Annotated in this window: 20 protein-coding genes and 5 tRNA genes; 8 read left to right on the top strand and 17 right to left on the bottom strand. The window is 63.2% G+C overall.

What is annotated here, in order from left to right; all coding sequences use genetic code 11:
• The first annotated feature begins 54 nt into the window (after window positions 1-54).
• Window positions 55-264, top strand: coding sequence for a hypothetical protein (locus tag ACEUCR_RS13500; protein ID WP_042001839.1), 210 nt, complete (start codon window positions 55-57; stop codon window positions 262-264).
• On the opposite strand, the gene ACEUCR_RS13495 is transcribed toward ACEUCR_RS13500, so the two are convergent.
• From ACEUCR_RS13495 to rsmC, 9 genes are all read right to left on the bottom strand, one after another.
• Window positions 261-530 carry a late competence development ComFB family protein gene (locus ACEUCR_RS13495; RefSeq protein WP_111873128.1) on the bottom strand — a complete coding sequence of 90 codons (270 nt, stop codon included), beginning with the start codon at window positions 528-530 and terminating at the stop codon, window positions 261-263. The two genes, ACEUCR_RS13500 and ACEUCR_RS13495, sit on opposite strands and share 4 nt — an antisense overlap.
• 96 nt (window positions 531-626) lie before the next feature.
• Window positions 627-712 (bottom strand) — tRNA-Leu (locus tag ACEUCR_RS13490).
• A 69-nt stretch (window positions 713-781) separates the two neighbouring features.
• A tRNA-Leu gene (locus ACEUCR_RS13485) sits at window positions 782-867 on the bottom strand.
• Window positions 868-912: 45 nt separating this feature from the next.
• Window positions 913-998, bottom strand: a tRNA-Leu gene (locus ACEUCR_RS13480).
• Between the two features lie 44 nt (window positions 999-1,042).
• Window positions 1,043-1,128 (bottom strand) — tRNA-Leu (locus tag ACEUCR_RS13475).
• A gap of 53 nt (window positions 1,129-1,181) precedes the next feature.
• Window positions 1,182-1,267 (bottom strand) — tRNA-Leu (locus ACEUCR_RS13470).
• 124 nt (window positions 1,268-1,391) lie between these two features.
• The gene (glgA, locus tag ACEUCR_RS13465) at window positions 1,392-2,846 is read right to left on the bottom strand and encodes a glycogen synthase GlgA (protein WP_408790780.1); all 1,455 of its coding nucleotides are present in this window, start codon (window positions 2,844-2,846) and stop codon (window positions 1,392-1,394) included.
• Window positions 2,836-4,104 carry a glucose-1-phosphate adenylyltransferase gene (gene glgC, locus ACEUCR_RS13460; RefSeq protein ID WP_280136504.1) on the bottom strand — a complete coding sequence of 423 codons (1,269 nt, stop codon included), beginning with the start codon at window positions 4,102-4,104 and terminating at the stop codon, window positions 2,836-2,838. The genes glgA and glgC overlap by 11 nt, the downstream gene beginning before the upstream one ends.
• 86 nt (window positions 4,105-4,190) lie before the next feature.
• Window positions 4,191-5,219, bottom strand: a complete 1,029-nt coding sequence (rsmC, locus tag ACEUCR_RS13455; protein ID WP_408790779.1) for a 16S rRNA (guanine(1207)-N(2))-methyltransferase RsmC — start codon at window positions 5,217-5,219, stop codon at window positions 4,191-4,193.
• Between the two features lie 278 nt (window positions 5,220-5,497).
• Between rsmC and dapA the strand changes: the two genes are divergently transcribed.
• From dapA to ACEUCR_RS13440, 3 genes are all read left to right on the top strand, one after another.
• Entirely contained in the window at window positions 5,498-6,370 is an 873-nt protein-coding gene (gene dapA, locus ACEUCR_RS13450; protein ID WP_042001851.1) for a 4-hydroxy-tetrahydrodipicolinate synthase, read from the top strand.
• A 99-nt stretch (window positions 6,371-6,469) separates the two neighbouring features.
• A complete protein-coding gene (locus ACEUCR_RS13445; RefSeq protein WP_042001853.1) occupies window positions 6,470-8,167 on the top strand; it encodes a GGDEF domain-containing protein in 1,698 nt (565 codons plus the stop codon).
• Between the two features lie 264 nt (window positions 8,168-8,431).
• The gene (locus tag ACEUCR_RS13440) at window positions 8,432-9,022 is read left to right on the top strand and encodes an HAD family hydrolase (protein WP_042002278.1); all 591 of its coding nucleotides are present in this window, start codon (window positions 8,432-8,434) and stop codon (window positions 9,020-9,022) included.
• A 176-nt stretch (window positions 9,023-9,198) separates the two neighbouring features.
• On the opposite strand, the gene hfq is transcribed toward ACEUCR_RS13440, so the two are convergent.
• Window positions 9,199-9,561 (bottom strand): RNA chaperone Hfq, encoded by a 363-nt coding sequence (hfq, locus tag ACEUCR_RS13435; protein ID WP_005895045.1) that lies wholly within the window; start codon window positions 9,559-9,561, stop codon window positions 9,199-9,201.
• A gap of 178 nt (window positions 9,562-9,739) precedes the next feature.
• Between hfq and ACEUCR_RS13430 the strand changes: the two genes are divergently transcribed.
• Genes ACEUCR_RS13430 through ACEUCR_RS13420 form a run of 3 tightly spaced genes read left to right on the top strand, consistent with a single transcriptional unit; the run spans window position 9,740 to window position 13,207 of the window.
• On the top strand, window positions 9,740-11,005 hold the full coding sequence (locus ACEUCR_RS13430) for a PqiA/YebS family transporter subunit (protein WP_408790774.1): 1,266 nt from the start codon (window positions 9,740-9,742) through the stop codon (window positions 11,003-11,005).
• Window positions 10,998-12,647, top strand: a complete 1,650-nt coding sequence (gene pqiB, locus ACEUCR_RS13425; RefSeq protein WP_042001861.1) for an intermembrane transport protein PqiB — start codon at window positions 10,998-11,000, stop codon at window positions 12,645-12,647. Before ACEUCR_RS13430 ends, pqiB begins: the two co-directional genes overlap by 8 nt.
• Entirely contained in the window at window positions 12,644-13,207 is a 564-nt protein-coding gene (locus ACEUCR_RS13420; RefSeq protein ID WP_408774803.1) for a PqiC family protein, read from the top strand. The genes pqiB and ACEUCR_RS13420 overlap by 4 nt, the downstream gene beginning before the upstream one ends.
• A 90-nt stretch (window positions 13,208-13,297) precedes the next feature.
• Here ACEUCR_RS13420 and ompA read toward each other — a convergent pair whose 3' ends face one another.
• Window positions 13,298-14,353 (bottom strand): porin OmpA, encoded by a 1,056-nt coding sequence (gene ompA / locus ACEUCR_RS13415; protein WP_042001867.1) that lies wholly within the window; start codon window positions 14,351-14,353, stop codon window positions 13,298-13,300.
• Between the two features lie 217 nt (window positions 14,354-14,570).
• Window positions 14,571-15,575, bottom strand: a complete 1,005-nt coding sequence (locus ACEUCR_RS13410; RefSeq protein WP_408790771.1) for an SGNH/GDSL hydrolase family protein — start codon at window positions 15,573-15,575, stop codon at window positions 14,571-14,573.
• 219 nt (window positions 15,576-15,794) lie between these two features.
• Here ACEUCR_RS13410 and ACEUCR_RS13405 point away from each other — a divergent pair, with 219 nt between their 5' ends.
• The gene (locus ACEUCR_RS13405; protein ID WP_392441449.1) at window positions 15,795-16,175 is read left to right on the top strand and encodes a YgiW/YdeI family stress tolerance OB fold protein; all 381 of its coding nucleotides are present in this window, start codon (window positions 15,795-15,797) and stop codon (window positions 16,173-16,175) included.
• Window positions 16,176-16,235: 60 nt separating this feature from the next.
• Here ACEUCR_RS13405 and mltC read toward each other — a convergent pair whose 3' ends face one another.
• The 5 genes from mltC to ACEUCR_RS13380 form a co-directional block, all read right to left on the bottom strand.
• Window positions 16,236-17,339, bottom strand: coding sequence for a membrane-bound lytic murein transglycosylase MltC (mltC, locus tag ACEUCR_RS13400; RefSeq protein ID WP_042001873.1), 1,104 nt, complete (start codon window positions 17,337-17,339; stop codon window positions 16,236-16,238).
• A gap of 155 nt (window positions 17,340-17,494) precedes the next feature.
• Window positions 17,495-17,767: an oxidative damage protection protein gene (locus tag ACEUCR_RS13395; RefSeq protein WP_042001876.1), complete on the bottom strand. Its 273-nt coding sequence runs from the start codon at window positions 17,765-17,767 to the stop codon at window positions 17,495-17,497.
• Window positions 17,764-18,837, bottom strand: a complete 1,074-nt coding sequence (mutY, locus tag ACEUCR_RS13390) for an A/G-specific adenine glycosylase (protein ID WP_408790767.1) — start codon at window positions 18,835-18,837, stop codon at window positions 17,764-17,766. The genes ACEUCR_RS13395 and mutY overlap by 4 nt, the downstream gene beginning before the upstream one ends.
• Window positions 18,838-19,018: 181 nt before the next feature.
• Window positions 19,019-19,693, bottom strand: a complete 675-nt coding sequence (gene exeB, locus ACEUCR_RS13385) for a GspB family T2SS assembly factor variant ExeB (protein WP_408790765.1) — start codon at window positions 19,691-19,693, stop codon at window positions 19,019-19,021.
• A 49-nt stretch (window positions 19,694-19,742) separates the two neighbouring features.
• On the bottom strand, window positions 19,743-21,311 hold the full coding sequence (locus tag ACEUCR_RS13380; protein ID WP_408790762.1) for an ExeA family protein: 1,569 nt from the start codon (window positions 21,309-21,311) through the stop codon (window positions 19,743-19,745).
• Between the last annotated feature and the right edge of the window lie 76 nt (window positions 21,312-21,387).

Below are 21,387 nucleotides of genomic sequence, written 5' to 3'. Positions count from 1 at the left end.
ACCAGCTCATCATTCAAATGATAATCATTATTATTTGGTGTCGAGGGACGACAGATGAACTGGATATACAGGCTCACCCTGCTACTGGTGCTGGGAGTGGTGGGGATCTGGGGTCATGACAAGGAGTACGGGCTCTGGAGCCTGGGCTTCATTCTCGCCGCCTGGATCATGCAGGAGCCCAGACTCAGGCCCGCGCTGATCCTGTTGCCGGTTGCCGGTTTGACCGGGGTGGTTGCCCTGCTGTGGCAGGATCCCTGGCTCTAGTCGCGATTGGCCGAGCTGGTGACCCGCTCCAGCGCGTTGGCCAGCGCCAGGTCTACCTTCTGCTCCATGGCCTCGCGCCTGGCCTGATCGAGGAAATAGAACATGTCCACGTCGTGGCGGATATAGTGGGCGGGAAGCTGGTTGAGGGTCAGGCAGCCGAGGTCGGCCAGCTCGCTCTCGCTCAGGCGCTGGGCCAGTCCCTGGCGCTGGATGGCCTTGCCGACCAGCTGTTCGTAGAAGTTGTGGATCTCTGGGCTGAGTCTCATGATGGGTCTCCTTGATCTGGTTGGGGCAAGGATAGTCAGCCGGAGGAAAATACAAAAGGCCCGTCACTGTCGTGACGGGCCTTTTGCAAGAATGAATGGTGCGAAGAGAGGGACTCGAACCCTCACATCCGTGGGACACTAACACCTGAAGCTAGCGCGTCTACCAATTCCGCCACCTTCGCACACTGATTTTCTCCAGCAGATTTTAAATGCGGTTGGAACACATTCTCTGTTTTGACATGTCAGAAACATGGTGCGAAGAGAGGGACTCGAACCCTCACACCCGGGGGGCACTAACACCTGAAGCTAGCGCGTCTACCAATTCCGCCACCTTCGCACATCGGGTTTCCAGTCTGGATTTACATGCTGTCTGGATAAAGCATGGTGCGAAGAGAGGGACTCGAACCCTCACATCCGTGGGACACTAACACCTGAAGCTAGCGCGTCTACCAATTCCGCCACCTTCGCACATTGTGTTACCAGTTTTGATTTACATGCTGTCTGGAGAAGCATGGTGCGAAGAGAGGGACTCGAACCCTCACACCCGGGGGGCACTAACACCTGAAGCTAGCGCGTCTACCAATTCCGCCACCTTCGCACATTGGGTCATCAATCTTATTTTACATGCCATCGATGGAGCATGTTGCAGTATGGTGCGAAGAGAGGGACTCGAACCCTCACATCCGTGGGACACTAACACCTGAAGCTAGCGCGTCTACCAATTCCGCCACCTTCGCATCACCGCGGACGGGGATTCTATAGAGTTTTGGGGGGGCGTCAACAGCCGAAGCGGACTTTTTTCGCCCTTGACCACGAAAGCCGTGCCAAGGGCGCAAAACTTCAGCAATTGCCGGGTGAGCCTCAGCGGCCGAGGGCGTCCCGATACATCTGCACGTACTGGGCGACCGAGTCGGGCCAGTCGAAGCGGGTCTGCATGGCGGTATGCTGCACCCGGGCAAACCGCTCGGGCTCTTGCAGAAAATAGAGCAGGCTGCGGCGCATGGCATCGAGCAGGCCGTTGGCGGTGGGATCCGTGAAGCAGAAACCTGTGGCTTGCTCGGCGACATCCCAGTCCACGACCGTGTCCTTGAGGCCGCCCACCGCCCGCACCAGGGGCAGGGTGCCATAGGCCAGGCTGTACATCTGGTTGAGGCCGCAGGGTTCGAACAGAGAGGGCATCAGGAAGATGTCGGCGCCCGCTTCCACCAGATGGGCCAGTCGGTCGTCATAGGTATTGATGAAGGCGAGCCGGGTCGGGAAGCGGGCGGCCAGGGCCTGTAGCTGGCCGGCCAGGGTGGGATCGCCCGAGCCGACGATCACCAGCTGCACCTTGTGGCGCAGGAAGGATTCGAGGGCGGGGATCAGCAGGTGCACCCCCTTCTGCTCGGTCAGGCGGCACACCATGCCATAGACGGGATCATCGCTGGTCGGCAGGCCGGCATCCTGCTGCAACTGGGCGCGGCACAGTCGTTTGCCGCGCAAGGCCTTGGCGTCGTAGTTGGCGGGCAGATGGGGGTCCGTGGCCGGATCCCAGTCCTGATAGTCGCAGCCGTTGAGGATGCCGCGCAGGTCCGCCGCCCGCTGCTGGAACACGCTGGCCATGCCGTGGGCGCCGAGGTGGGTCAGCAGCTCGCTGGCGTAGTTGGGGCTGACCGCATTGATCTTGTCGGCGTAGAGCACGCCACACTTGAGCAGGTTGATGTGGCCATAGTCGTAGTTGATGCGCTGCTCGTAGTCCTGGATCTCGGGCACTGCCCAGAACTGCTGGCGATCGAACACGCCCTGAAAGGCGGCGTTGTGAATGCTGATGACGCTGCGGGTCTGGGCGAAGAAGGGGTTGTGGCTATGACGGGTCTTGAGCAGCAGTGGCAGCAGCCCGGTATGCCAGTCGTTGCAGTGCACTATGTCCGGGGCGAAGCCGAGCTGTTCGGTGGCATGGAGGGTGGCGGCGGCCAGGAAGGCGAAGCGCTCGCCATTGTCAGCATAGGCCTGGTTGTGCTCGGCATAGGGCTCGGCCCGCTCGAAGTAGCGGGGGCAGTCGATGAGGTAGACGGGGAAGCCATCGAGCTCCAGCTGGTGCAGACGATAGCCGATATCCTCCTGCCCGGCCGGGGTCGGCAGCCAGCGCGAGGCCAGCAATCTGGCCTCGTTTCGTCGCTTGAGGGTCTTGTAGAAGGGCAGAATGATGCGGACGTCATGGCCCTGCTGTGCCAGGTAGCGGGGCAGGGCGCGGGCCACATCCGCCAGGCCGCCTGTCTTGATGAGCCCCTCGACTTCGGAGGCCACGAACAAAATCTTCAAGGGGTCAATAGCCAACTCTCGCTCCTCTGGGTATCACGACGATACCCCCTTCAGAGACAGTGAACCTTTCCCTGTCATGGGCCAGATTCTCACCGATCACGGTGCCGGGTGCAATTTCAACGTTTTTGTCGATGATGGCGCGGCGGATCGAGCAGCCCTCACCAATCTTCACATCCCCCAGCAACACGGATTCGCTGATGTGGCTGCAGGGGCCTATGTTGCAGCGAAAGCCGAGCACGGAACGCTGGATGTGGCTGCCCTGGATGAAGCTGCCCCCCGAGATGAGGGAGTTGGCGATCTTCACCTTGCACTGGTCGGTATCGACGAAGGTGGCGGGGGGCAGCGGCGGATAGTGGGTATGCAGCGGCCACTTGCGGTTATAGAGAGAGAAGGGGGGGTTATCTGCTACCAGATCCATGTGGGTTTGCCAGTAACCATCCAGGGTGCCCACGTCGCGCCAGTAGACGTTCGGCCCCTCTCCCGGGATCACGTTGGTGCTGTAGTCGTAGACATAGACGGGGGCGCGGGGGAAGAGGTGCGGTATGATGTCCTTGCCAAAGTCATGGCTCGACTCCTCGTCCGCCCCATCCCGTTTCAGTTCGCGATACAGGGCTTGCGTCTCGAAGATGTAGTTGCCCATGGAGACCAGGGCCTGGCTGGGATCCCCGGGGATGTGCTTGGGGTGCTTGGGCTTTTCTTCGAAGCCAATCATGCGTCCCTCGTCATCCACCTCGATCACCCCGAAGGCGCTCGCCTCTTCGATGGGCATGCGCAGGGCCGCCACCGTCAGGGCCGCCGCCTTCTGCTTGTGGAAGCTGACCATCTGGCTCACGTCCATCTTGTAGATGTGATCCGAGCCGAAGATGCAGACATGTTCCGGATCCGAGATCTCGATGAAACGCAGGTTCTGGTAGATGGCATCGGCGGTGCCGTCATACCAGCGCTTGCCCATGCGCATCTGGGCCGGGATGGGGTCGATGAAGCGATCCGTGATGCCGACTATGTTCCAGCCCTTCTTCATGTGCAGATAGAGGGACTGTGACTTGAACTGGGTCAGCACATAGATCCGCAGGAAGTCGGCGTTGACAAAGTTGTTGAGCACGAAGTCGATGAGGCGGTAGCTGCCACCGAACGGAACGGATGGCTTGCTGCGGGTGGTGGTCAGGGGTTGCAGCCGGGTGCCTTCGCCGCCCGCCAGTATCATAGTGAGTATCCCAGCCATGGTCTTCTTACGCTCCGAGTTCGATGTGAAAAGGTTTTCAGTATATCGCAAAAAAACACCCCTAAAGGGGGTGTTAAACGTTTGCGGATACCATAGCAGATTCCAAGTGAGACTCTATACAAGTTTTGTGACAGCCGTTAGCGCAGGCTGCGATACACCCTGAACTTGCTGTCCATCGTCCGTATTTCGGTCTGTTTGAAGGCGGCTTCCAGTATAGGCTGGTAGCGCAGGAAGGCGTTGGCCACTATGGTCAGGGCGCCACGGCCGTTGAGGTGGCGGGGGGCCTCGGCCAGGAAGGTCTCGGTGGCGGCATAATGGGTCTTGAGTCCGGCATGAAACGGTGGGTTGGAGACGATCTGATCGAAACAGCCCGGCAAATCCGAGTAGACATCCGAGGCCAGCACTGTGCCCGTCAGGCCATTGGCTGCCAGGGTCTGGCGGCTGGATTCGAGTGCCAGGGCGTTGATATCGACCAGGGTGACCTCGAGCCCGGGGTTGCGCTTGGCCAGCACTGAGCCAATGACGCCGGCGCCGCAACCAAAATCGAGCAAGGTGCCGGTCAGGGGGGGCAGGCTGGCGAGCAGCATCTGGCTGCCGAGATCCAGCTCGCTGGCGCTGAAGACCCCGGGCAGGGCCCGCACCGTCAGTTGTGTGTCACCCAGTTGGCACTGATACTGACTGAACCAGTCATCGAGCCGGAAGGAGGGCACGGACTGGCTCAACTCGCCATGATAGAGGGAGCAGCGCCTGGCCGAGTCGCGTTTGACGGGCTTGCCGCCATAGGGGGACATCAGCTTGTCGGCACCATTGATGCCACCCCGGTTGTCGCCGGCGAGGAAGATATCCGCCCCCGCCAGCAGCAGGGGCGTCATCATGGCCAGCAGAAACTGGGCCTCGGCCTTGGCCTTGGGCATCAGCAGCAGCAGGGCGTCGAAACGGGGGGCTCCTCCCAGCTCATGACCAAAGACGATGCGCTCTCCCAGCGCCTCCTCCTGTCCCCGAAAGTAGCTGTAATCCGTGGTGAATACCGTCAGATCGCGGACTATCCCGGCCAGATCCCTTGGGTACTCATCTTCCAGTGCCCCGCATACCAGCAGGTGCTTGCCCTCGAACAGGGCTTGATTACGTTCCAGCATCTGGCTGACGGCACTCAGGGGATGACTCATGACTCTCTCCGGGGATTGGTGGCCGGCCATTATACATGGCCGCTTTCGCCTTGACATTTATGCCGGGTTCCAGAAAGATGCCCGAACACCTATTTTTCCTCAGGGATGGCGTAATGCGGTTCAACGCGTTGAAACGAAAGCATAAAAAGAGCTCAAAACCTGGGCCTGCTGGCGTGCGCGCGTAACCCTCTCACCACCCTGAGATGTTTAAAACCCCGCTGCGCACCTCGTAGCGGGGTTTTTTGTTGTTATCGAGAGTCGACGGAGAAGGAGATTCCATGTTTCAAGGTTCGATCGTTGCGCTGATCACCCCCTTTCGTGATGGCCAACTGGATGAGGCGGCGCTGCTGCGGCTGGTGGAGTGGCATATCGAGCAGGGCACCCACGGCATAGTGCCGGTAGGGACCACGGGGGAGAGCCCCACCCTGAGCCACGATGAACATTGCCGCGTGGTCGAGCTGGTGGTCAAGCAGGTGGCGGGCCGGGTCCCCGTGATCGCCGGCGCCGGCTCCAACAACCCGGTTGAGGCCATCGAATATACCCGTTTCGCCGAACAGGCCGGCGCGGATGGTACCCTGCACGTGGCCGGTTACTACAACCGTCCGAACCAGGAGGGGCTCTACCATCACTTCAAGGCGGTCCATGACGCCACCACCAAGCCCATCATCGTCTACAACATTCCGCCGCGGGCCATCGTTGATGTCCAGCCGGCGACCCTGGCCCGGCTCGCCGAGCTGCCCCGCATCGTCGGCGTCAAGGATGCTACCGGTGATCTGGCCCGTCCCTGGACCGAGCGTCAGCTGATCAAGAAGCCGTTCGCCTGGCTCTCTGGCGAGGATGCGACCGCCGTGGCCTACAACATAGGTGGCGGCCAGGGCTGCATCTCTGTCACCGCCAACGTGGCGCCCAGGCTGCTGGCCGAGGTGCAGAACCTGACCCTGGCCGGCGAGTGGCAGGCCGCCCGCGAGCTGCAGGACAGGCTGATCCCGCTGCACCAGGCCATGTTTGCCGAGCCCAGCCCGGCCGGAGCCAAGTATGCGGTCTCCCTGCTCGGCCTGTGCAGCGAGGAGTGCCGCCTGCCGGTGATGCCCCTTTGCGAGGCAACCAAGCTGCGGATCCGGGATGCCATGGTGGCCCTGAACCTCCTCTGATGGTGAAAAAGTGGGCTCTGGATCGACCTTTTCACCGTTAATCGAGTCAATATACCCCGTGCTATATATACTGCCGGGGTTCAGTTGAGGATGATTGACATGCTGGAATGGGATCCGGAGCACTTCACCAGTTTTGAGCACCTCTGCGAGGTGACGCTGGCGACCATCAGGGAAAAGACCGAGGCAGACCGTATCTATCTGTGGCTGAGCAGGCCGCAGCGGGAGCTGTTCGCCTTCGATCCCGAGCATGGCCTGGTCGCCATGGTGCCCGACCATGCCGGCAGACTGGGGCTGCCCATTTCCTTCATCGAACAGGCGCTGGCCAAGGGTCAGTTGCTCATCGAGCTGATGAGTGACGCTGGCGGCTGGCAGGAGTCGGTGGAGGCTCCGCCGACCCAGCTGAGGGCCTGCTTCCCCCTCAAGCGCCAGCAGGGGCTGGAGGGGGGGGTCTATCTGGAAACTCGCCGCCGGCTCGATCGTCTCACCCCCCGTCAGAAGCAGGGCATCCAGCTGCTGATGCACTATCTTGCCGCCGAGCTGGAGAGCCGGATGCTGAGCAACCTGGTCACCCAGGAGCGCAGCGAGCGGCTCACCACCCAGGATTCCCTTGCCCGGAGCCAGGCATTGCAGCAATCCTTCCTCGATCTGCTGCAGTCCCTGCATCAGGTCGGCGTCCATCTCTCTGGTTGTCGCGGCGAGTCGGAGCTGCTGCATGATGCCGTCATGCTGGCGCGCAGTTCCTTGCAGTTCGATCGGGTCGCCATCTTCCTGATCGACGCCGAATTCACCACCATGCAAGGCAGTTGGGGCACCAACGAGGCGGGAGAGATCACGGACGAGCGTCACTTCGTCAGCCCGATCCCGGCTCACCCCGTGGTGCAGGAGGCCCTGCGTCGCAAGGATTATGTGCTGGTCCTCGAGGATGCCCCCCTTTATTACGAGCAGCAGGAGGTGGGCCGTGGCTGGAACGCCATGGTCTCCCTGTGGGACGGAGATACCCCCATCGGCTGGATAGCCGCCGACAACCTGCTTCAGCGCAGGCCCATCAAGACCTACCATGGCGAGATCTTCAAACAGTTTGCCGCCATGCTCTCCCAGCTGCTGATCCGTCAGCGCAACCACGCCGCCCTCGAGCAGTTCAACCGGGATCTGGAGGAGCGGGTCGCCGCCCGCACCCGGCTGCTGGCCGAAACCAACGAGGCGCTGGCGCAGGCGAATCAGGCGCTGGAGCAGGCCAATCAGCAGCTCGCCCTGCTCTCCATGGAGGATCCTCTCACCCGGATCGCCAATCGCCGCCAATGGGATCTGACCCTGGCACGGGAGTGGGAGGTGGCCCGCCGTCAGCAGGGCCTGCTGGCGGTGCTGATGATAGATGTCGATGAGTTCAAGGCCTACAACGACCATTTCGGTCACAGCAAGGGGGATCTCTGCCTGCGCCAGGTCGCCCAGTTGCTGCAGGAGTGCGAGCGGCGTCGCACCAACCTGGTGGCCCGCTACGGGGGCGAGGAGTTCGTGATCCTGCTGTGCAATCCCCAACCGGGCGAGGCGGAGTTTCTCTGCCAGCGAATCCACCACCAGCTGGCCCGGCTCGCCATTCCCCATCCCGCTTCCCGGGTCAAGACCCACCTCACGGTCAGCATCGGCTTCAGCTATCGGGCGCCGGATCAGGAGATGCAGTGGGAGCAGTTGATCGAGCAGGCGGATCAGGGGCTCTATCTCGCCAAGTCGGCGGGCCGGGCCTGCAGCCGGGGCTTCGATCCGCACGCCCTGCCCACAGAACATATCTCGACCGCCTAGGTCATGAGTCTGTAGGCCCTCGCTGGGCCCGACCACCCAGCCCCCAGAGCATATTCCGATGGTCTGGGTCATGGACAACGGGACCCTGGCTGGGGGCAGCAACCTTCCTCGCGCTACATATCCGGCTCCTGGGGGGCTAGGGTCTGTGTCTGGCATCTGGCGCCACCGATCTCCAGTGCGGCGCACATTTTGACCGCCCAGGCCATGGCCTCTTGCCGGCGGGCTGCTAGAATGGGGCCCCTTTTCTTCGATGTGACAGAGCCCATGACCCTCTCCCGATTCCAAGGCCTGGTCTTCGACCTGGACGGTACCCTGGTCGATTCCATGCCGCTGCACCTGGCGGCCTGGGAACATGCCTCCCGCGAGTTCGGCTTCGCGTTTGACGCCGACTGGTTCTATGAGCTGGGGGGCATGCCCAGCCGCAAGATAGCCCTGCTGGTGGCCGAGCATCAGCGCATCGCCCTGGATCCCCTGGCGGTGACCCGCTGCAAGACGGATCACTATGTGGCGAACCTGCACAAGGCGACCGTCTTCCCCGCCATGCTCGAGCTGGTGCAGCGCTACCATGGCCGCATCCCCATGGGGGTGGGTACGGGGTCGCCCAGGGTCAATGCCGAGGCGGTGTTGCGCAATACCGGTCTTGATCGCTACTTCCCCGTGGTGGTGACCGCGGACGACGTGACCCGGCACAAGCCCAATCCGGATACCTTCCTGCTGGTGGCCGAGCGACTGGGGGTCACCCCCGGCGCCTGTCTGGTGTTCGAGGATACCGGCATAGGGCTGGCCGCCGCCAAGGCTGCCGGCATGGCGTCATGCCTCATCAAGGAGGGGGTGCCCGGCCCTCTGCCGGAATAAACCGCCGCCCCCGGCGCAGGGGGCGGCTTGGCTCACGGCGCGGCCATGGCGAATGATGTCTGGAGGAGAGGGTTCACGCCCGGCGGGACAAGCTGGTAGGGAGTGAACCTCTGTCGGCGGCCTGAGGCCAGGCGCCAGATGCAGGAGAGGAGCCCGAGGGCGGGCTCGCTGGCGACTTACTGCTCGCTGCTGCCGCCCTGGTCGTTGTTGTCGTAGCGGCCGGGGGCGCCATGGGGGCGCGGCGCCATGGAGACGCGGGGCTTGCGGGCACGCTGGATGTTGACCTGGGGGCGACCCGAGTGCATGGCGATGGTGGAGATCTTGGCCTTGTAGACCAGCTGCTGATTGCCATGGGCATCGGTCAGCAGCACGCTGTACTGGTCGAAGCCACTGATGGTGCCTTCCAGCTTGATGCCGCTCACCAGGAAGATAGCGACCTGACTGCGGTTCTTGCGCAGCCAGTTGAGGGCGGAATCTTGCCCGTTCCCGAGGGAGAAGGCCTGCTCAATGGTGGCGTAGCTGGGGGATTCGGTTGTCATAAATTATTGTCCCGCGGAAAAAAAAGTGGCGTTTGATTGTGCTAAATGGCCACTGGCTTGTCAAAGTCATTCTGTCGCGGCCTCACGGATGGGGTGAGATAGGGGCTGGTGGCCCGGACGCCCTGCTGCGATAATCGTGAGCTCATGGCCCATATCGGCCCCAAACAGAGATACCTCATTGCCTGCTAGCCCCCCATTGTCATCCTATCGCCACGATCCGACCGCCTGTGAAGAGTGCGATCTGCTGGCGCCAGCCACCCTGCTGGCACCGGGAGAGGTGCGTCACTGCGAGCGATGCGGCCATGTGCTGACCCGCAATCTGCCGGATCAGGCCCGCCGCCCCATCGCCTATGGCATGGCGGCCATCATCATGTTCGTGCTCGCCAACAGCTTCACCTTCATGTCGTTCTCCGCCAAGGGCCTGGGCCAGGAGATGACCTTCCTGCAGTGCATCACCACCCTGGTGGAAGAGGGCTACCTGTTCCTCGGCGCCGTGCTCAGCCTGACCCTGATCGGCCTGCCCCTGGTCTACCTGGGCTCCATCATGCTGGTGCTGTGGCGCGTCGACAAGCAGATGCACGACAAGGCGCTGCGCTCCCTCAGCCGCCTGCTGTGCCGGATCCAGCCCTGGCTGATGGTGGACGTGTTTCTCATCGGGGTCCTCATCTCCCTGGTCAAGCTGATGGGCATGGCCGAGATCAAGATGGGGCTCTCCTTCTGGGCCTTCGTCGGCTACACCCTGCTGTTGATCAAGACCATCTCCTCCCTGGACAGGCGCTGGCTGTGGCAGCGACTGTTCGGGCCGACCGAGGCGCGGGAGCTGGATCCCGGCATGGGAGCCCGGGAGGCCGGTCTGGTCAACTGCCATCTCTGCGGCGCCCTGGGCGAGCAGGGCCAGCACAGCTGCCGGCGCTGCGGCGCCTACCTGCACAGCCGCAAGCCGGGCGGTCTGGCGCGCACCTGGGCCCTGCTGATCACCTCGGCCATTCTCTATATTCCGGCCAACCTCTATCCCATCATGGATACCGTCTTTCTTGGCGATACCAGCCCCTCCACCATCCTGGGAGGGGTGGTGCTGCTCTGGTCCATGGGCTCCTATCCCATCGCCGCCGTCATCTTCATCGCCAGCGTGGTGGTGCCCCTGGCCAAGATACTGGCGCTGTTCTGGCTCTGTTATCGGGTGCAGTGCGGAGACGGAGCCTCGCCGCTCGGCAAGCTCAAGCTTTATCGCATGACAGAATTTGTCGGCCGCTGGTCGATGATCGACGTGTTCGTGGTGGCCATACTGGCCGGCCTCATCCGCCTCGACAACCTGATGACCATCTATCCCGGTCCCGCTGCCGTCGCCTTCTCCGGCGTGGTGCTGATCACCATGGTGGCGGCCATGAGTTTCGATTCCCGTCTTATCTGGGATTTACAACAAGGAGAGCGCGAACGTGAGTGAGCGTAAGACAGTAAAACAGGCGGGCTCCGACTTGCTCGGTTCGGCGGCGGCCATCTGGCTGGTGCCCATGGTGGCCCTGCTGATCGGCGTCTGGATGCTGTTTCAGCATTGGTATTCACAGGGGCCCAGCATCCAGCTGACCGTGGCCACGGCCGAGGGCATAGTGGCGGGCAAGACGGTGATCCGCTCCCGTGAGGTCGACGTGGGCCGCATCGAGACGGTGGAGCTGAGCGACGATTACAGCCATGCGGTGATCACGGCGCGTCTCTCCAACAACGCGGCCAACATGCTCAAGGGCGACACCCGGTTCTGGGTGGTCAAGCCCAGGGTGGGTCGTGACGGGGTCTCGGGGCTCGGCACCCTGCTGTCGGGCGCCTACATCGAGCTCTCCCCGGGCAAGAAGGGCAAGGCCAAGAGCCGCTACGCCATCCTCGACAAGCCGCCCCTGGCCTCCCTCTCGGCCAAGGGGCTCAGGCTGACACTCAACAGCAGCGAGACCCGCTCCCTCAGCGTCGGCTCCCCGATCCAGTACCGGGGTTACACCATAGGTCAGGTGGAGGAGGTGAAGTTCCTGCCAGAGCGCAGCGAGCTGGAGTACCAGATCTTCATCAATGCCCCCTATGACGCCCTGATCAGCAGCAATTCCCGTTTCTGGATGACGCCGGGCTTCGAGGCCTCCCTCACCAGCGAGGGGATGAAGGTGAAGATGGATTCCCTCGAAGGCTTGCTCGATGGCGGCATCACGGTCGGTCTGCCCGCCGGCTGGGTCGCGGGGGAGACGGTCAAGAACAAGGATACCTTCACCCTGTTCAAGGATCAGAACAGCGTGCTGGCCGGTAGCCTGGATCAGTTCATCGACTATGTCTTCCTGTTCGAGGACAGCCTGGCCGGGCTGCACCCGGGGGCGGCGGTGGAGTATCGCGGCGTGCGGGTCGGTACCGTCATATCCTCGCCTTATCTCATCGATGACAAGGCATCCCAGCTGTTCAAGAGCAAGGTGATCCCAGTGCTGGCGCGTATCGAGGTGCAGCGGATCTCCCATCGTTATGCCAGTGCGGAACGGGAGCAGTGGCGCAAGCTGTTCAGCAAGCAGTTCCAGGAAGGGCTCAGGGCCACCCTCAAGACCGCGAGTCTGCTGACTGGGGGCAAGGTGATCGATCTCAACTTCTATCCGGATGCCCCTGCGTTCGCCGCGCGCCGGATGGCGGGCACCGAGGTCTTCCCCACTACCCAGGGGGGCCTGGATCAGATAGAACGCAAGGTGAACCTCATCCTCGACAAGTTTGTCGACATGGACATGGAAACCACCCTGGCCCAGGTCAACAGCAGCCTGGCCAACCTGGACAAGACCATGAAGAACGTCAGTTCCCTCAGCGCCAATCTGGACAAGCTCACCAGCCAGCAGGCGACCCAGCAGCTGCCGGCCTCCCTCAACGCCAGCCTGCTCCAGCTCAAGGAGACGCTGCGCAGCTATGACGGTGCCTCCCAGACCAATCAGGAGCTGCGCCAGTCCGTGCAGTCTCTCAATCAGCTGATGCGTGAACTGCAACCTCTGGTGCACTCCCTCAACGAGCAGCCGAGTTCACTCATCTTCGATCGGGCCCGACCCAAGGATCCTGAACCCAAGCGAGGTACCCAATGAAACGACTCATCACGGCCCTGGCCCTGACCGGTCTGCTGGCCGGGTGCAGCAGCGCCCCGGCGCTGCACTACTACTCCCTGGATGCCGACGGCTCGGCCCAGGCGGCGCCCGTCAGCCGCCCCCAGCATCAGCTGGTGCTGCGTCCCGTCGCCCTCTCGGATGAGCTGGACGCCAGCAAGCTGGTCTATCAGATGGAGGGCAAGGAGCTCTACTTCACCGAGTACCAGCGCTGGGCCGGCTCCCTGGATGGCCAGCTCAACCAGCTGACCCAAAATGGCCTCTCCGCCCGTCTGCCGGGCTGGGTGGTGCGCCAGGACGGAGCCCGCCAGGGGCCAGTGCTCACCATCTGGCTCCAGCGTTTTCAGGGGCGCTTCGACGGCCGCGCCGTGCTGAGCGGGCGCTGGCGTCTGCTGGCCGAGGATGGCCGTGTGCTGCAGGATACCCCCTTCCACCTGGAGCGAGTGCTGCCCAGTGATGGATACGGCACCCTGGTGAGCGAGCTTGGCCTGGGCTGGCAGCAGCTGCTCGACCAGATTGCCGCCGAGCTGCGCAAGGGGTGAGGCGCCGAGGCCGGCGCCAGCCCGGCCGAGCGCGACCATGAAAAACGGGAGGCCAGGCCTCCCGTTGTTGTATGGCCGATGGGCCGCCGTTTACTGCGCCATCTCCGAGACCCCTTCCACCTTGACCTCGACCCGGCGATCCGGTGCCAGGCAGACGATGAGCTCGCGCTTGCTGCCGCTGGCGCAGCTGTCGCCGGTGACGGGATTGCTCTCGCCCATGCCCTGTACCTGCACCTTGTCGGCAGGCAGCCCCTTGCCGACCAGGTAGTCGGCGACCGTCCGGGCCCGTTGTTCGGACAGCTGCTGGTTGTAGCTGTCCGAGCCGAGTCGGTCCGTGTAGCCCATGACGGTGGCCATGCCGTCCGTGGGTCTGGCGGCCTCTATCTGGGAGTAGAGGGTATCCAGAGCCTGGCTGGCCTCGGGTTTGAGGGTCGCCTTGTTGAAGTCGAACAGCACGTCCGAGCTCAGGCTGAAGGTATGCTCGACCGGTTGCGGCATGGGGGGCGGGGGCGGCACCACGGCCGGGAGCGGCGCCTCCTGGCCGAAGCGGTAGAGCATGCCGACCGCGAGCAGGCCGTTGTCCAGCTCGACCCCGGTCTGGTCCAGATCCATGTCGCCAAGGGGGGTGGTGTACTGATATTCGAAGCGGGCGGCCCAGTTGCGATCGATGGCGTATTCGGCGCCGAGGGCACCGACGAAGACGGCGCCGCGATCATGGTCCAGCTCCCGGCTGTCGGTCCAGGCGTAGCCGCCACCGAGCCGGCCATAGAGATCCAGGCTGTCGGCGACCGGGAAGCCCAGCTTCATGGTCAGCTGCGCCATCTGGGCGCTCACGTCATCCTTGTCCTTCATGGTGGGGTCCAGCTTGTCGGTGACCTCGTAGCGGTACTTGCCGAGCCAGTCATAGCCCAGCTCGAATCCGACATTCTGATTGACCTGATAGCCGACGAAGGCTCCGGCCCCCAGATCGTCATCATCTTCCTTGCTGATGTCGGCCGCATCCTTGATGGCGTCGTTGTGATCGGCGCCATAGAAGTTGGACCAGCCCAGTTTGGCACCGGCATACCAGGTGTTGTCTTGTCCTGCCGCCTGGGCGTTTGCCGCCAGCAATCCAGAAACAATCAATGTAATCAATGATTTGTTCATATCGTGCCTCTGCAATTTCATATGAAGGAAGCATGCCGTCATGGTCTTCCCTTTGTGGTCCGGCGGTCATGGCCGTAGGACGCATTTAAAGTTAGTCGCTTTTGAAAAGGTTTCAACTGACTGAAATAACAATAGTTATTTTCCCGTGGCGGCAGGTGAGGGGCTGAGGGGAAGTCGGAGGCGGGCAGGGGGCTGGCCCCTGCCCGGGGGGGAGGGCTTATCTGGGGATGAATTCGTACTGGCTTTCGATGAAGGCACCGGCCCGCTCGCCGAGGGCGGCATGAACCACCCGGGTGGGATGGACCTGATCCCAATACATCTTGCCTTCGCAGTTCAGGGGGGCCGATTTGCGCATCATGGGGCTCGCTACCGCCTGGGCCAGCAGGGGGTTGCCGGCGATGGCGAGGCGCTCCGCGGGCGCGAAGGCGGCGAGCTGGCCGTCGCTCGCGGCGCTGCGGGCGCTGAACGGCTTCCAGACATAGCCACCGTCATAGCAGGCGTGCTCAGTGTCGCTCAGCCCGAAGTTCTGCGGCTCGCGCAGCATCTCGTCGAACTGCTTGTCGATGTCGAACAGGCGTACCAGGCCGGTGGGGGCGAGCTGACGCGCCAGGTTTTGCAGCAGCTCGTTGTGGTAGCGGGAGACATGGCTGGCGGCCTCGACCACTTGCTGGCTGCGGGCCGAGGGGTTCTGGCCCAGATCCGGCAGGTTGAACAGCAGTATCTGCTTGGCGCCATTGAGCACCAGGCGGTTGGCGGCATCGCTGATGGCATCGCGCACCCGCTTGGCATCCTGCTCCGTGTTCCAGCCGTAGGCCAGGTAGTCGTTGGCGCCGACCCAGAGGATCACCAGATCGTCCGGCTGGAGCGCATCCTTTTGCAGGAACTGGGTGATCTCGTAATCCAGGTTGTTGATCACCTGGTACTTGGGATGCCAGGAGATCTTGTTGTAGGCCACGGCGGTGGCGCCGCCCTCGGCCTCATTGGCTATCTTCAGGCCGGGAAAATAGGTCGCCAGGTGCTCCAGCCAGACAGGGCCGTTGGAGAAGCGTCCCTCGTGGTAAGGCGGACTGGACGGCAGGTAACCGCGCATCTTGCCATACATCTTGCCGGTGTCGGACAGGCTGTCGCCGAACATGACGATGCGGGAAAAGGCGGGCGGCTCGGCCGCATGGGCCGTCTGGGCCAGCAGACCCAGCAGGCAGATAAAGCAGGCTCTTATCATGGAGTATCTCATCGGGCAGGGACCCGCCAGAGTGGCGAGTCATTTGAGAATGGTAACCTTGCCGAATTTGATTCAACAATCACCGTTTAGCCCGAAAGCGATTGCGCTCATGGCCGCTTCACCCAAATGGGGTGCTTCACGTTCGTTTCACGCTTCCTCTGACATCCTTGGCCCATACCCCCACTGACGGGGTCATTGCTGAAACCACAGGAGCATGAAATGAACAAAGCAAAGGTAATTGGCCTGGCGGCCCTGATGTCCGTCTCTTCCTTCGCCATGGCGGCCTATACCGGCCCCCAGGAGCAGAACAAGGTCTCGGTCGCCCAGTTGAAAGACGTGGCCGATGATCAGTGGGTGACCCTGGAGGGCAAGCTGGTCAAGCATCTGGGTGGCGAGAACTACAGCTTCCGCGATGACAGCGGCGAGGTGGAGGTGGAAGTGGACGGGGACGTGTGGCGCGGCATCGAGGTGGGCCCGAACGACCTGATCCGTATCCGGGGCGAAGTGGACCACAGCTGGAACAAGACCGAGGTCGAGGTCGAGCACCTGGAGAAGGTGGGGGCGGCGCCCCAGAGCAAGGGCGGCTTCATCGCCAACTAATGGGCCTTGGCTGAAAGAAGAGGGCGCTCCTGGAGCGCCCTCTTTGCCATCTCTGTCCCGTCAACCGGCGCGTCTGATGCCGGCGCGCTTGAAGCCCTTCTCGGCCTGATTGACCTTGTAGAGGTAGCGACGGGCCTCCGCCTTGGGGTGTTGCTCGGTCAGGATCTGGTAGACGGCCTCGGGGGAGAGGCGGTTGATCATGCCGGGCGCCGCCTTGCGATCCCGGGAGAAGGTGTTGAGCACCCCGCCCGCGCCGCCATTGTAGGCAGAGATCACCGCGTAGCGCCGGGAGCGGGGATCCTCGATATTGGCCAGATAGACGGTCTGCAACAGGTGCAGGTAGGCGGTGCCCACGTCTATGTTGTAGGCCGGGTTGAACAGATCCTCCCGGGTGGGCTGGCCATTCTTGCCCTTGACCCTGATGTAGACGTCCCGCCCCGCGGTGGCGGGGATCACCTGCATCAGGCCATAGGCGTTGGCGTGGCTGACCGCATAGGGGTTGAAGCTGCTCTCGGTCTTGATCACCGCATAGATGAGGCTCTCGGCGACCCCGTATTTGCGCGACGCCTCCCGTATGATGCTGGCGTACTTGTAGCCGCGCTTGTCCTCGTGGTTCGCCACCATGGGGATATCGACGTAGAAGATGTTGCGAATGCCCAGGGTGCGCTTCTTCATGGCGGTGCTGAGCAGGTAGTCGGCGTAGCGTTCGGCGCGCCAGTCGAAGCGGATTGGCTGACCCTGGTTGTCCAGCACCTGGCCATAGAGGAAGGGCTCGCCGCCGGGCAGTATCTCCCGATCCGAATAGAGGTCAACTTCCGCCGGATCATCCGGGGTCAGCAGTGTCTCTATGATGGCGCGGCGCAGGTGGGCCTTGGGATCCAGCCCGGAGACGGTCTCGACCATGATGTGGCCGCTGGAGAAGTCGATGTGGGCCCGGCTCTTGTATTCGTCCGTGTATTTGACGTAGTCAAACTTGCCCGCAAACAGCGCCTCCCGACCCCATATCTCGTTCACGTTATGGGAGAGGGCGCTGATCATGTGCTCGAAGCCGCGCACATCCTTGCCATTGACCAGATCCTCATCCTTGTCGCCGCCGGGCTTGGGGCTGGATGAGCAGGCAAAAAGCAGCAAGGTGGCGCACAGCAACCAAAAAATTCGGCCCATAGGATCCTCAAAATGGGCGGTCAGGCCGCCCGTCACGCATCGGCTGCGAGCCGGCAGAGGCGCCGCCTCGTCCTGGCTCACGGTACTGCTTGTCGGTCGTGGCCGGGGGCGCCCCGGATGGGGCGACCCGGCTCACTCTCGGGGTTGGCGCCTGGTTACTGGCTGGGAGGGGTGTAGCCTTCGATGTCCACTTCACCCGCCTCAAACAGGTAGCTCACCATCTCCTTTTCCAGCAGCTGGCGATGCTCGACGTTCATCATGTTGAGCTTCTTCTCGTTGATCAGCATCACCTGCTTGCGTTGCCATTCGGTCCAGGCTTCCTTGCTGATGTTGTCGAAGATGCGCTTGCCAAGCTCACCCGGGTAGAGTTGGAAATCCAGGCCGGGGGCCTCTTTTTTCAGGCGTTGGCAAAATACGGTACGGCTCATGTTGACCTCTGTGGTTGCAAGTCGGGATAGCGCAGCAGACGCGCGGTGGCGGCGGCCAGACCGACCTCGTCGGGATGGCACAAGTTATACCAGAGTCGGGTATCGGCTTCCATGAGCGAGGCGGGCGGAGGCGCCGTCAGCTCGATGAGCAGGGGGCGAACATCCAGGTGAAAGTGGCTGAAGGTATGGCGAAAACCGGCCAGTTCCCGATAAGGCTGCTCGCTCAGGCCAAGACGGCTCAGGCAGGGGGTGACGGCCTCCAGGGTATCGACCTGGGGGAAGCAGTAGAGCCCGCCCCAGATCCCCTGGGGCGGGCGTTTTTCCAGCAGCAGCTGGTCGCCCTGGCGGATCATCAGCATGATGCCGCTGCGGGCCGGGATGCTCTTCTTGGGCTTGGAGTGGGGGTAGGCGGTGGGGTTGCCCTGCGACAACCCCTGGCAATCGCTCTGCACTGGGCAGCGGTCACAGGCGGGCTTGCTGCGGGTGCAGACGGTGGCGCCCATGTCCATCATGGCCTGGTTGTACTGGGCGACCCCGAGCCTTGGGGTGAGGCGGGTCGCCAGCTCCCAGAGATCGTTCTCCACCTGCTTCTGGCCGGGCCAGCCCGGCAGCGCCAGCCAGCGGGTCAGTACCCGCTTGACGTTGCCATCCAGGATGGCGTGGGGCTGGCCGAGGGAGAGGGAGAGCACTGCGCCCGCGGTGGAGCGTCCTATGCCGGGCAGGGCCATCACCTCCTCCAGCCGCTCCGGGAACAGGCCGCCATGGTCATCGCGGATCTGCCGGGCGGCCTTGTGCAGGTTGCGGGCGCGGGCGTAGTAGCCCAGGCCGGTCCAGTGGTGCAGCACCTCGTCGACGGGGGCATCGGCCAGGGCCAGCACATCGGGGAAGCGGGCCATGAAGCGCTCGTAGTAGGGGATCACGGTGGCGACCTGGGTCTGCTGCAACATGATCTCGGAGACCCAGACCCGGTAGGGGGTCTTCTCCTGCTGCCAGGGCAGGGTCTTGCGCCCATGGATCTGATACCAGTCCAGGATGCGGCTGGCGAAGGTGGCGTTGCTCGAATTGCTCACGTTGTGCTCATGTCATGGCGTGAAAGCCCAATCTGGTCATGGCCGGGCCCCGGGTAACCGGGGCGGCTGGTGGCGCAACTGACTCATATTGGCTCTCATCTTGTTGATTAAAAAGGGGAGCTCTCGGGCTCCCTCTCCTCTCTTGTCATCGGGGGCGGCGGGTGGCTTGGCCGCCTCGGGATCAGCCCGGCCAGTCCTGCAGGGCCTTGAGGCTGACGGACTGGCCGCCCACCCCCAGCACTATGTAATCCTGGGCGATGGCCTGGAGCTGTACCCCGGGCGCCACCTCATTGCCCTCCCGCACCTCGCGGCCGTTGATCACCACGCTGCGCTTGGCCGGGTTGGAGGAGTAGAGGTGGGCCCCATAGGCGAGCCGGGGCACCTGCTGGCGCAACTCTGCCGGCAGGGCCGCGATGGGCATCACCTGGGGCGCCGCCGCTGGGCGGCTGGGCTCGGGGGCCAGGGGCACATTGTTGAGGGCGTTTTGCAGCAGCTGGGCGAGATCCTGGCTGTCCCTGGTCTGACTCGTCTGGGCCTTGGCCGGTTTGGGCTTGACCACGGGCTCGGGCAGGGGCGGCGGCAGGGGACGGGTGACCATGGCCCTGGGTTCGACCCGCATGAAGGGGGCCGTCACCCGCTCCTCGACCTCGACCCGCTCCTCGATGGGCTTGTTATGGAGCAGATGCCAACCGTAGTTGGCCGCCGCCCCCATGACGATGGCCAGGGGCACCAGTGCCCACCAGAGCCAGGGGCGATCGGCTTCTTCCTCCCGGCTGACCGGCAGGCCCATGGCGGGAATGTGGGGGGCGTGCTGGGGCGCATCGGCCCGGCGCAGGGCCTTGAGCAGGGTCGACATCAGGCGGTCACTCCAGCAAACGAACGTAGGGGACGAAACGGGCTTGGCATCAGGAGGTCTCCTCCAGCTTGGGCATGGGTTCCCCCGCCATCACGTTGAGGCGCAGCAGGGTATTGCTGCCGGCGATGCCGTCCGGAGTCAACCCCTGCTCGCGCTGGAACTGCTGCAACTTGGCTTTTAGCTGTGCATCGAAGCGGCGCACCTTGCGCTCGGGCTGCTGCAGGGCGCGGCTCAGGGCCGTGTCGAGCCACTGCACCTGTTCGGCGCCAGCATTGCTGCCAATGAGGGCCACCCCTCCCTTGGGCAGTCGCCAGAGCAGGGTGTAGCTGCCGCCCCAGTTGTCTTCCAGCCACTGGCGCTCCACCTGCCAGCTCTGCTTGCCGATGAGCAGGGAGGCCTTGTCGGGCCCGAGCTGGGTGAGGGTGGCGTAATAGAGGCCGCCCAGCTCGTCGTTCAGACTGATGAGGGCCGGGTATTGCAGGGCCTGGAGATCGGCCAGGGAGCCCTCTTCTTCCAGACAGCGCAACCCGGCGCGGGGCGCGTTGTCGCAGCTGGCCTCCTCGCGGCTGGTCTGATAACCCCACACCTTGTAGAGATTCTGCATGGCGACCTCGGGCTCCAGCGCCTGATTGATGGCGCGGGTCAGCTGTTCCTGCTGCTCTGCGGTGTCATCGACCGTCACCGGCACCTCCACCTTGATGCGGGGGCGCTCGGGGAAGACGCCAACCAGCTGCCAGCCCCACCAGCCGAGGGCGACCAGCAGGGCTCCCGCCAGGGCCACCGCCAGACCGGATTGCCAGCTCCCTTCGTCGCGAAGGCCACTCACCTCATAGGCGGCCACGGCGATGTCCTTGTGGCTCACCTTGTGGCTGGCGCGGGCGAAGGCGCCGATCAGGGCGCGGTCGCAGATGAGGTTGACGAGGCGGGGAATGCCGCCGGAGAGCCGGTGCAGGGTCGCGATGGCCTTGGGGGTGAAGATGGGTTGCACGCAGCCGGCCACCTGCAGGCGAAAGCGGACATAGGCATCGAGATCCCCGGCAGAGAGGGGCAGCAGGTGGTAGCGGGCCGTGATGCGCTGGGCCAGCTGACGCAGCAAGGGCTGGCGCAACATTTGTTGCAACTCGGGCTGGCCTATCAGGATCACCTGCAGCAGCTTCTTCTCGTCGGTCTCCAGGTTGGTGAGCAGACGCAACTGCTCCAGCACACCGGGCAGCAGGTGCTGGGCCTCGTCGACCAGCACCACGCTGCGCTTGCCCGCCGCCAGGTTGGCGAGCAGGTGATCGCGGATGAGGTCGAACAGGGTCTTGAGGCTTGCATCCTTGTCATAGGGGAGCTGGTACTCGTCACAGATGGCCGCCAGCAGATCCCGCTCGGTGAGAGAGGGATTGAGGATGTAGGCGATCTCGGTGTCGGCGGGCAGCTGTTGCAGCAGGCAGCGGGACACAGTGGTCTTGCCGGTTCCCACCTCGCCGGTGAGCAGCACGAAGCCGCCGCCCTCTTGCAGGCCGTAGTTGAGATGGGCAAGCGCCTCCCCGTGTCTCTCGCTCATGTAGAGATACCTGGGGTTGGGGGAGATGGAAAAGGGCGCTTCCGACAGACCGAAGAACTGTGTGTACATAAGGATCCATTCCATTGTGATGGCGGCAGGTTAAAGCCTCACCGGGGTTATGTCAAAGACCCGGAAACCCTATCTG

Origin of the sequence: Aeromonas bivalvium (assembly GCF_046078285.1) — a bacterium.
Classification (GTDB): domain Bacteria; phylum Pseudomonadota; class Gammaproteobacteria; order Enterobacterales; family Aeromonadaceae; genus Aeromonas; species Aeromonas bivalvium.
This window is presented reverse-complemented; position numbering and strand designations above follow the sequence as displayed.

What these genes read in the sequence shown, in the direction of transcription:
- ACEUCR_RS13500 (WP_042001839.1), top strand. Translation starts at nt 55, where the DNA reads ATGAACTGGATATACAGGCTCACCCTGCTACTGGTGCTGGGAGTGGTG.
- ACEUCR_RS13495 (WP_111873128.1), bottom strand. Translation starts at nt 530, where the DNA reads ATGAGACTCAGCCCAGAGATCCACAACTTCTACGAACAGCTGGTCGGC.
- rsmC (WP_408790779.1), bottom strand. Translation starts at nt 5,219, where the DNA reads ATGAGTCATCCCCTGAGTGCCGTCAGCCAGATGCTGGAACGTAATCAA.
- dapA (WP_042001851.1), top strand. Translation starts at nt 5,498, where the DNA reads ATGTTTCAAGGTTCGATCGTTGCGCTGATCACCCCCTTTCGTGATGGC.
- ACEUCR_RS13445 (WP_042001853.1), top strand. Translation starts at nt 6,470, where the DNA reads ATGCTGGAATGGGATCCGGAGCACTTCACCAGTTTTGAGCACCTCTGC.
- ACEUCR_RS13440 (WP_042002278.1), top strand. Translation starts at nt 8,432, where the DNA reads ATGACCCTCTCCCGATTCCAAGGCCTGGTCTTCGACCTGGACGGTACC.
- hfq (WP_005895045.1), bottom strand. Translation starts at nt 9,561, where the DNA reads ATGACAACCGAATCCCCCAGCTACGCCACCATTGAGCAGGCCTTCTCC.
- ACEUCR_RS13420 (WP_408774803.1), top strand. Translation starts at nt 12,644, where the DNA reads ATGAAACGACTCATCACGGCCCTGGCCCTGACCGGTCTGCTGGCCGGG.
- ompA (WP_042001867.1), bottom strand. Translation starts at nt 14,353, where the DNA reads ATGAACAAATCATTGATTACATTGATTGTTTCTGGATTGCTGGCGGCA.
- ACEUCR_RS13410 (WP_408790771.1), bottom strand. Translation starts at nt 15,575, where the DNA reads ATGATAAGAGCCTGCTTTATCTGCCTGCTGGGTCTGCTGGCCCAGACG.
- ACEUCR_RS13405 (WP_392441449.1), top strand. Translation starts at nt 15,795, where the DNA reads ATGAACAAAGCAAAGGTAATTGGCCTGGCGGCCCTGATGTCCGTCTCT.
- mltC (WP_042001873.1), bottom strand. Translation starts at nt 17,339, where the DNA reads ATGGGCCGAATTTTTTGGTTGCTGTGCGCCACCTTGCTGCTTTTTGCC.
- ACEUCR_RS13395 (WP_042001876.1), bottom strand. Translation starts at nt 17,767, where the DNA reads ATGAGCCGTACCGTATTTTGCCAACGCCTGAAAAAAGAGGCCCCCGGC.
- exeB (WP_408790765.1), bottom strand. Translation starts at nt 19,693, where the DNA reads ATGTCGACCCTGCTCAAGGCCCTGCGCCGGGCCGATGCGCCCCAGCAC.
- ACEUCR_RS13380 (WP_408790762.1), bottom strand. Translation starts at nt 21,311, where the DNA reads ATGTACACACAGTTCTTCGGTCTGTCGGAAGCGCCCTTTTCCATCTCC.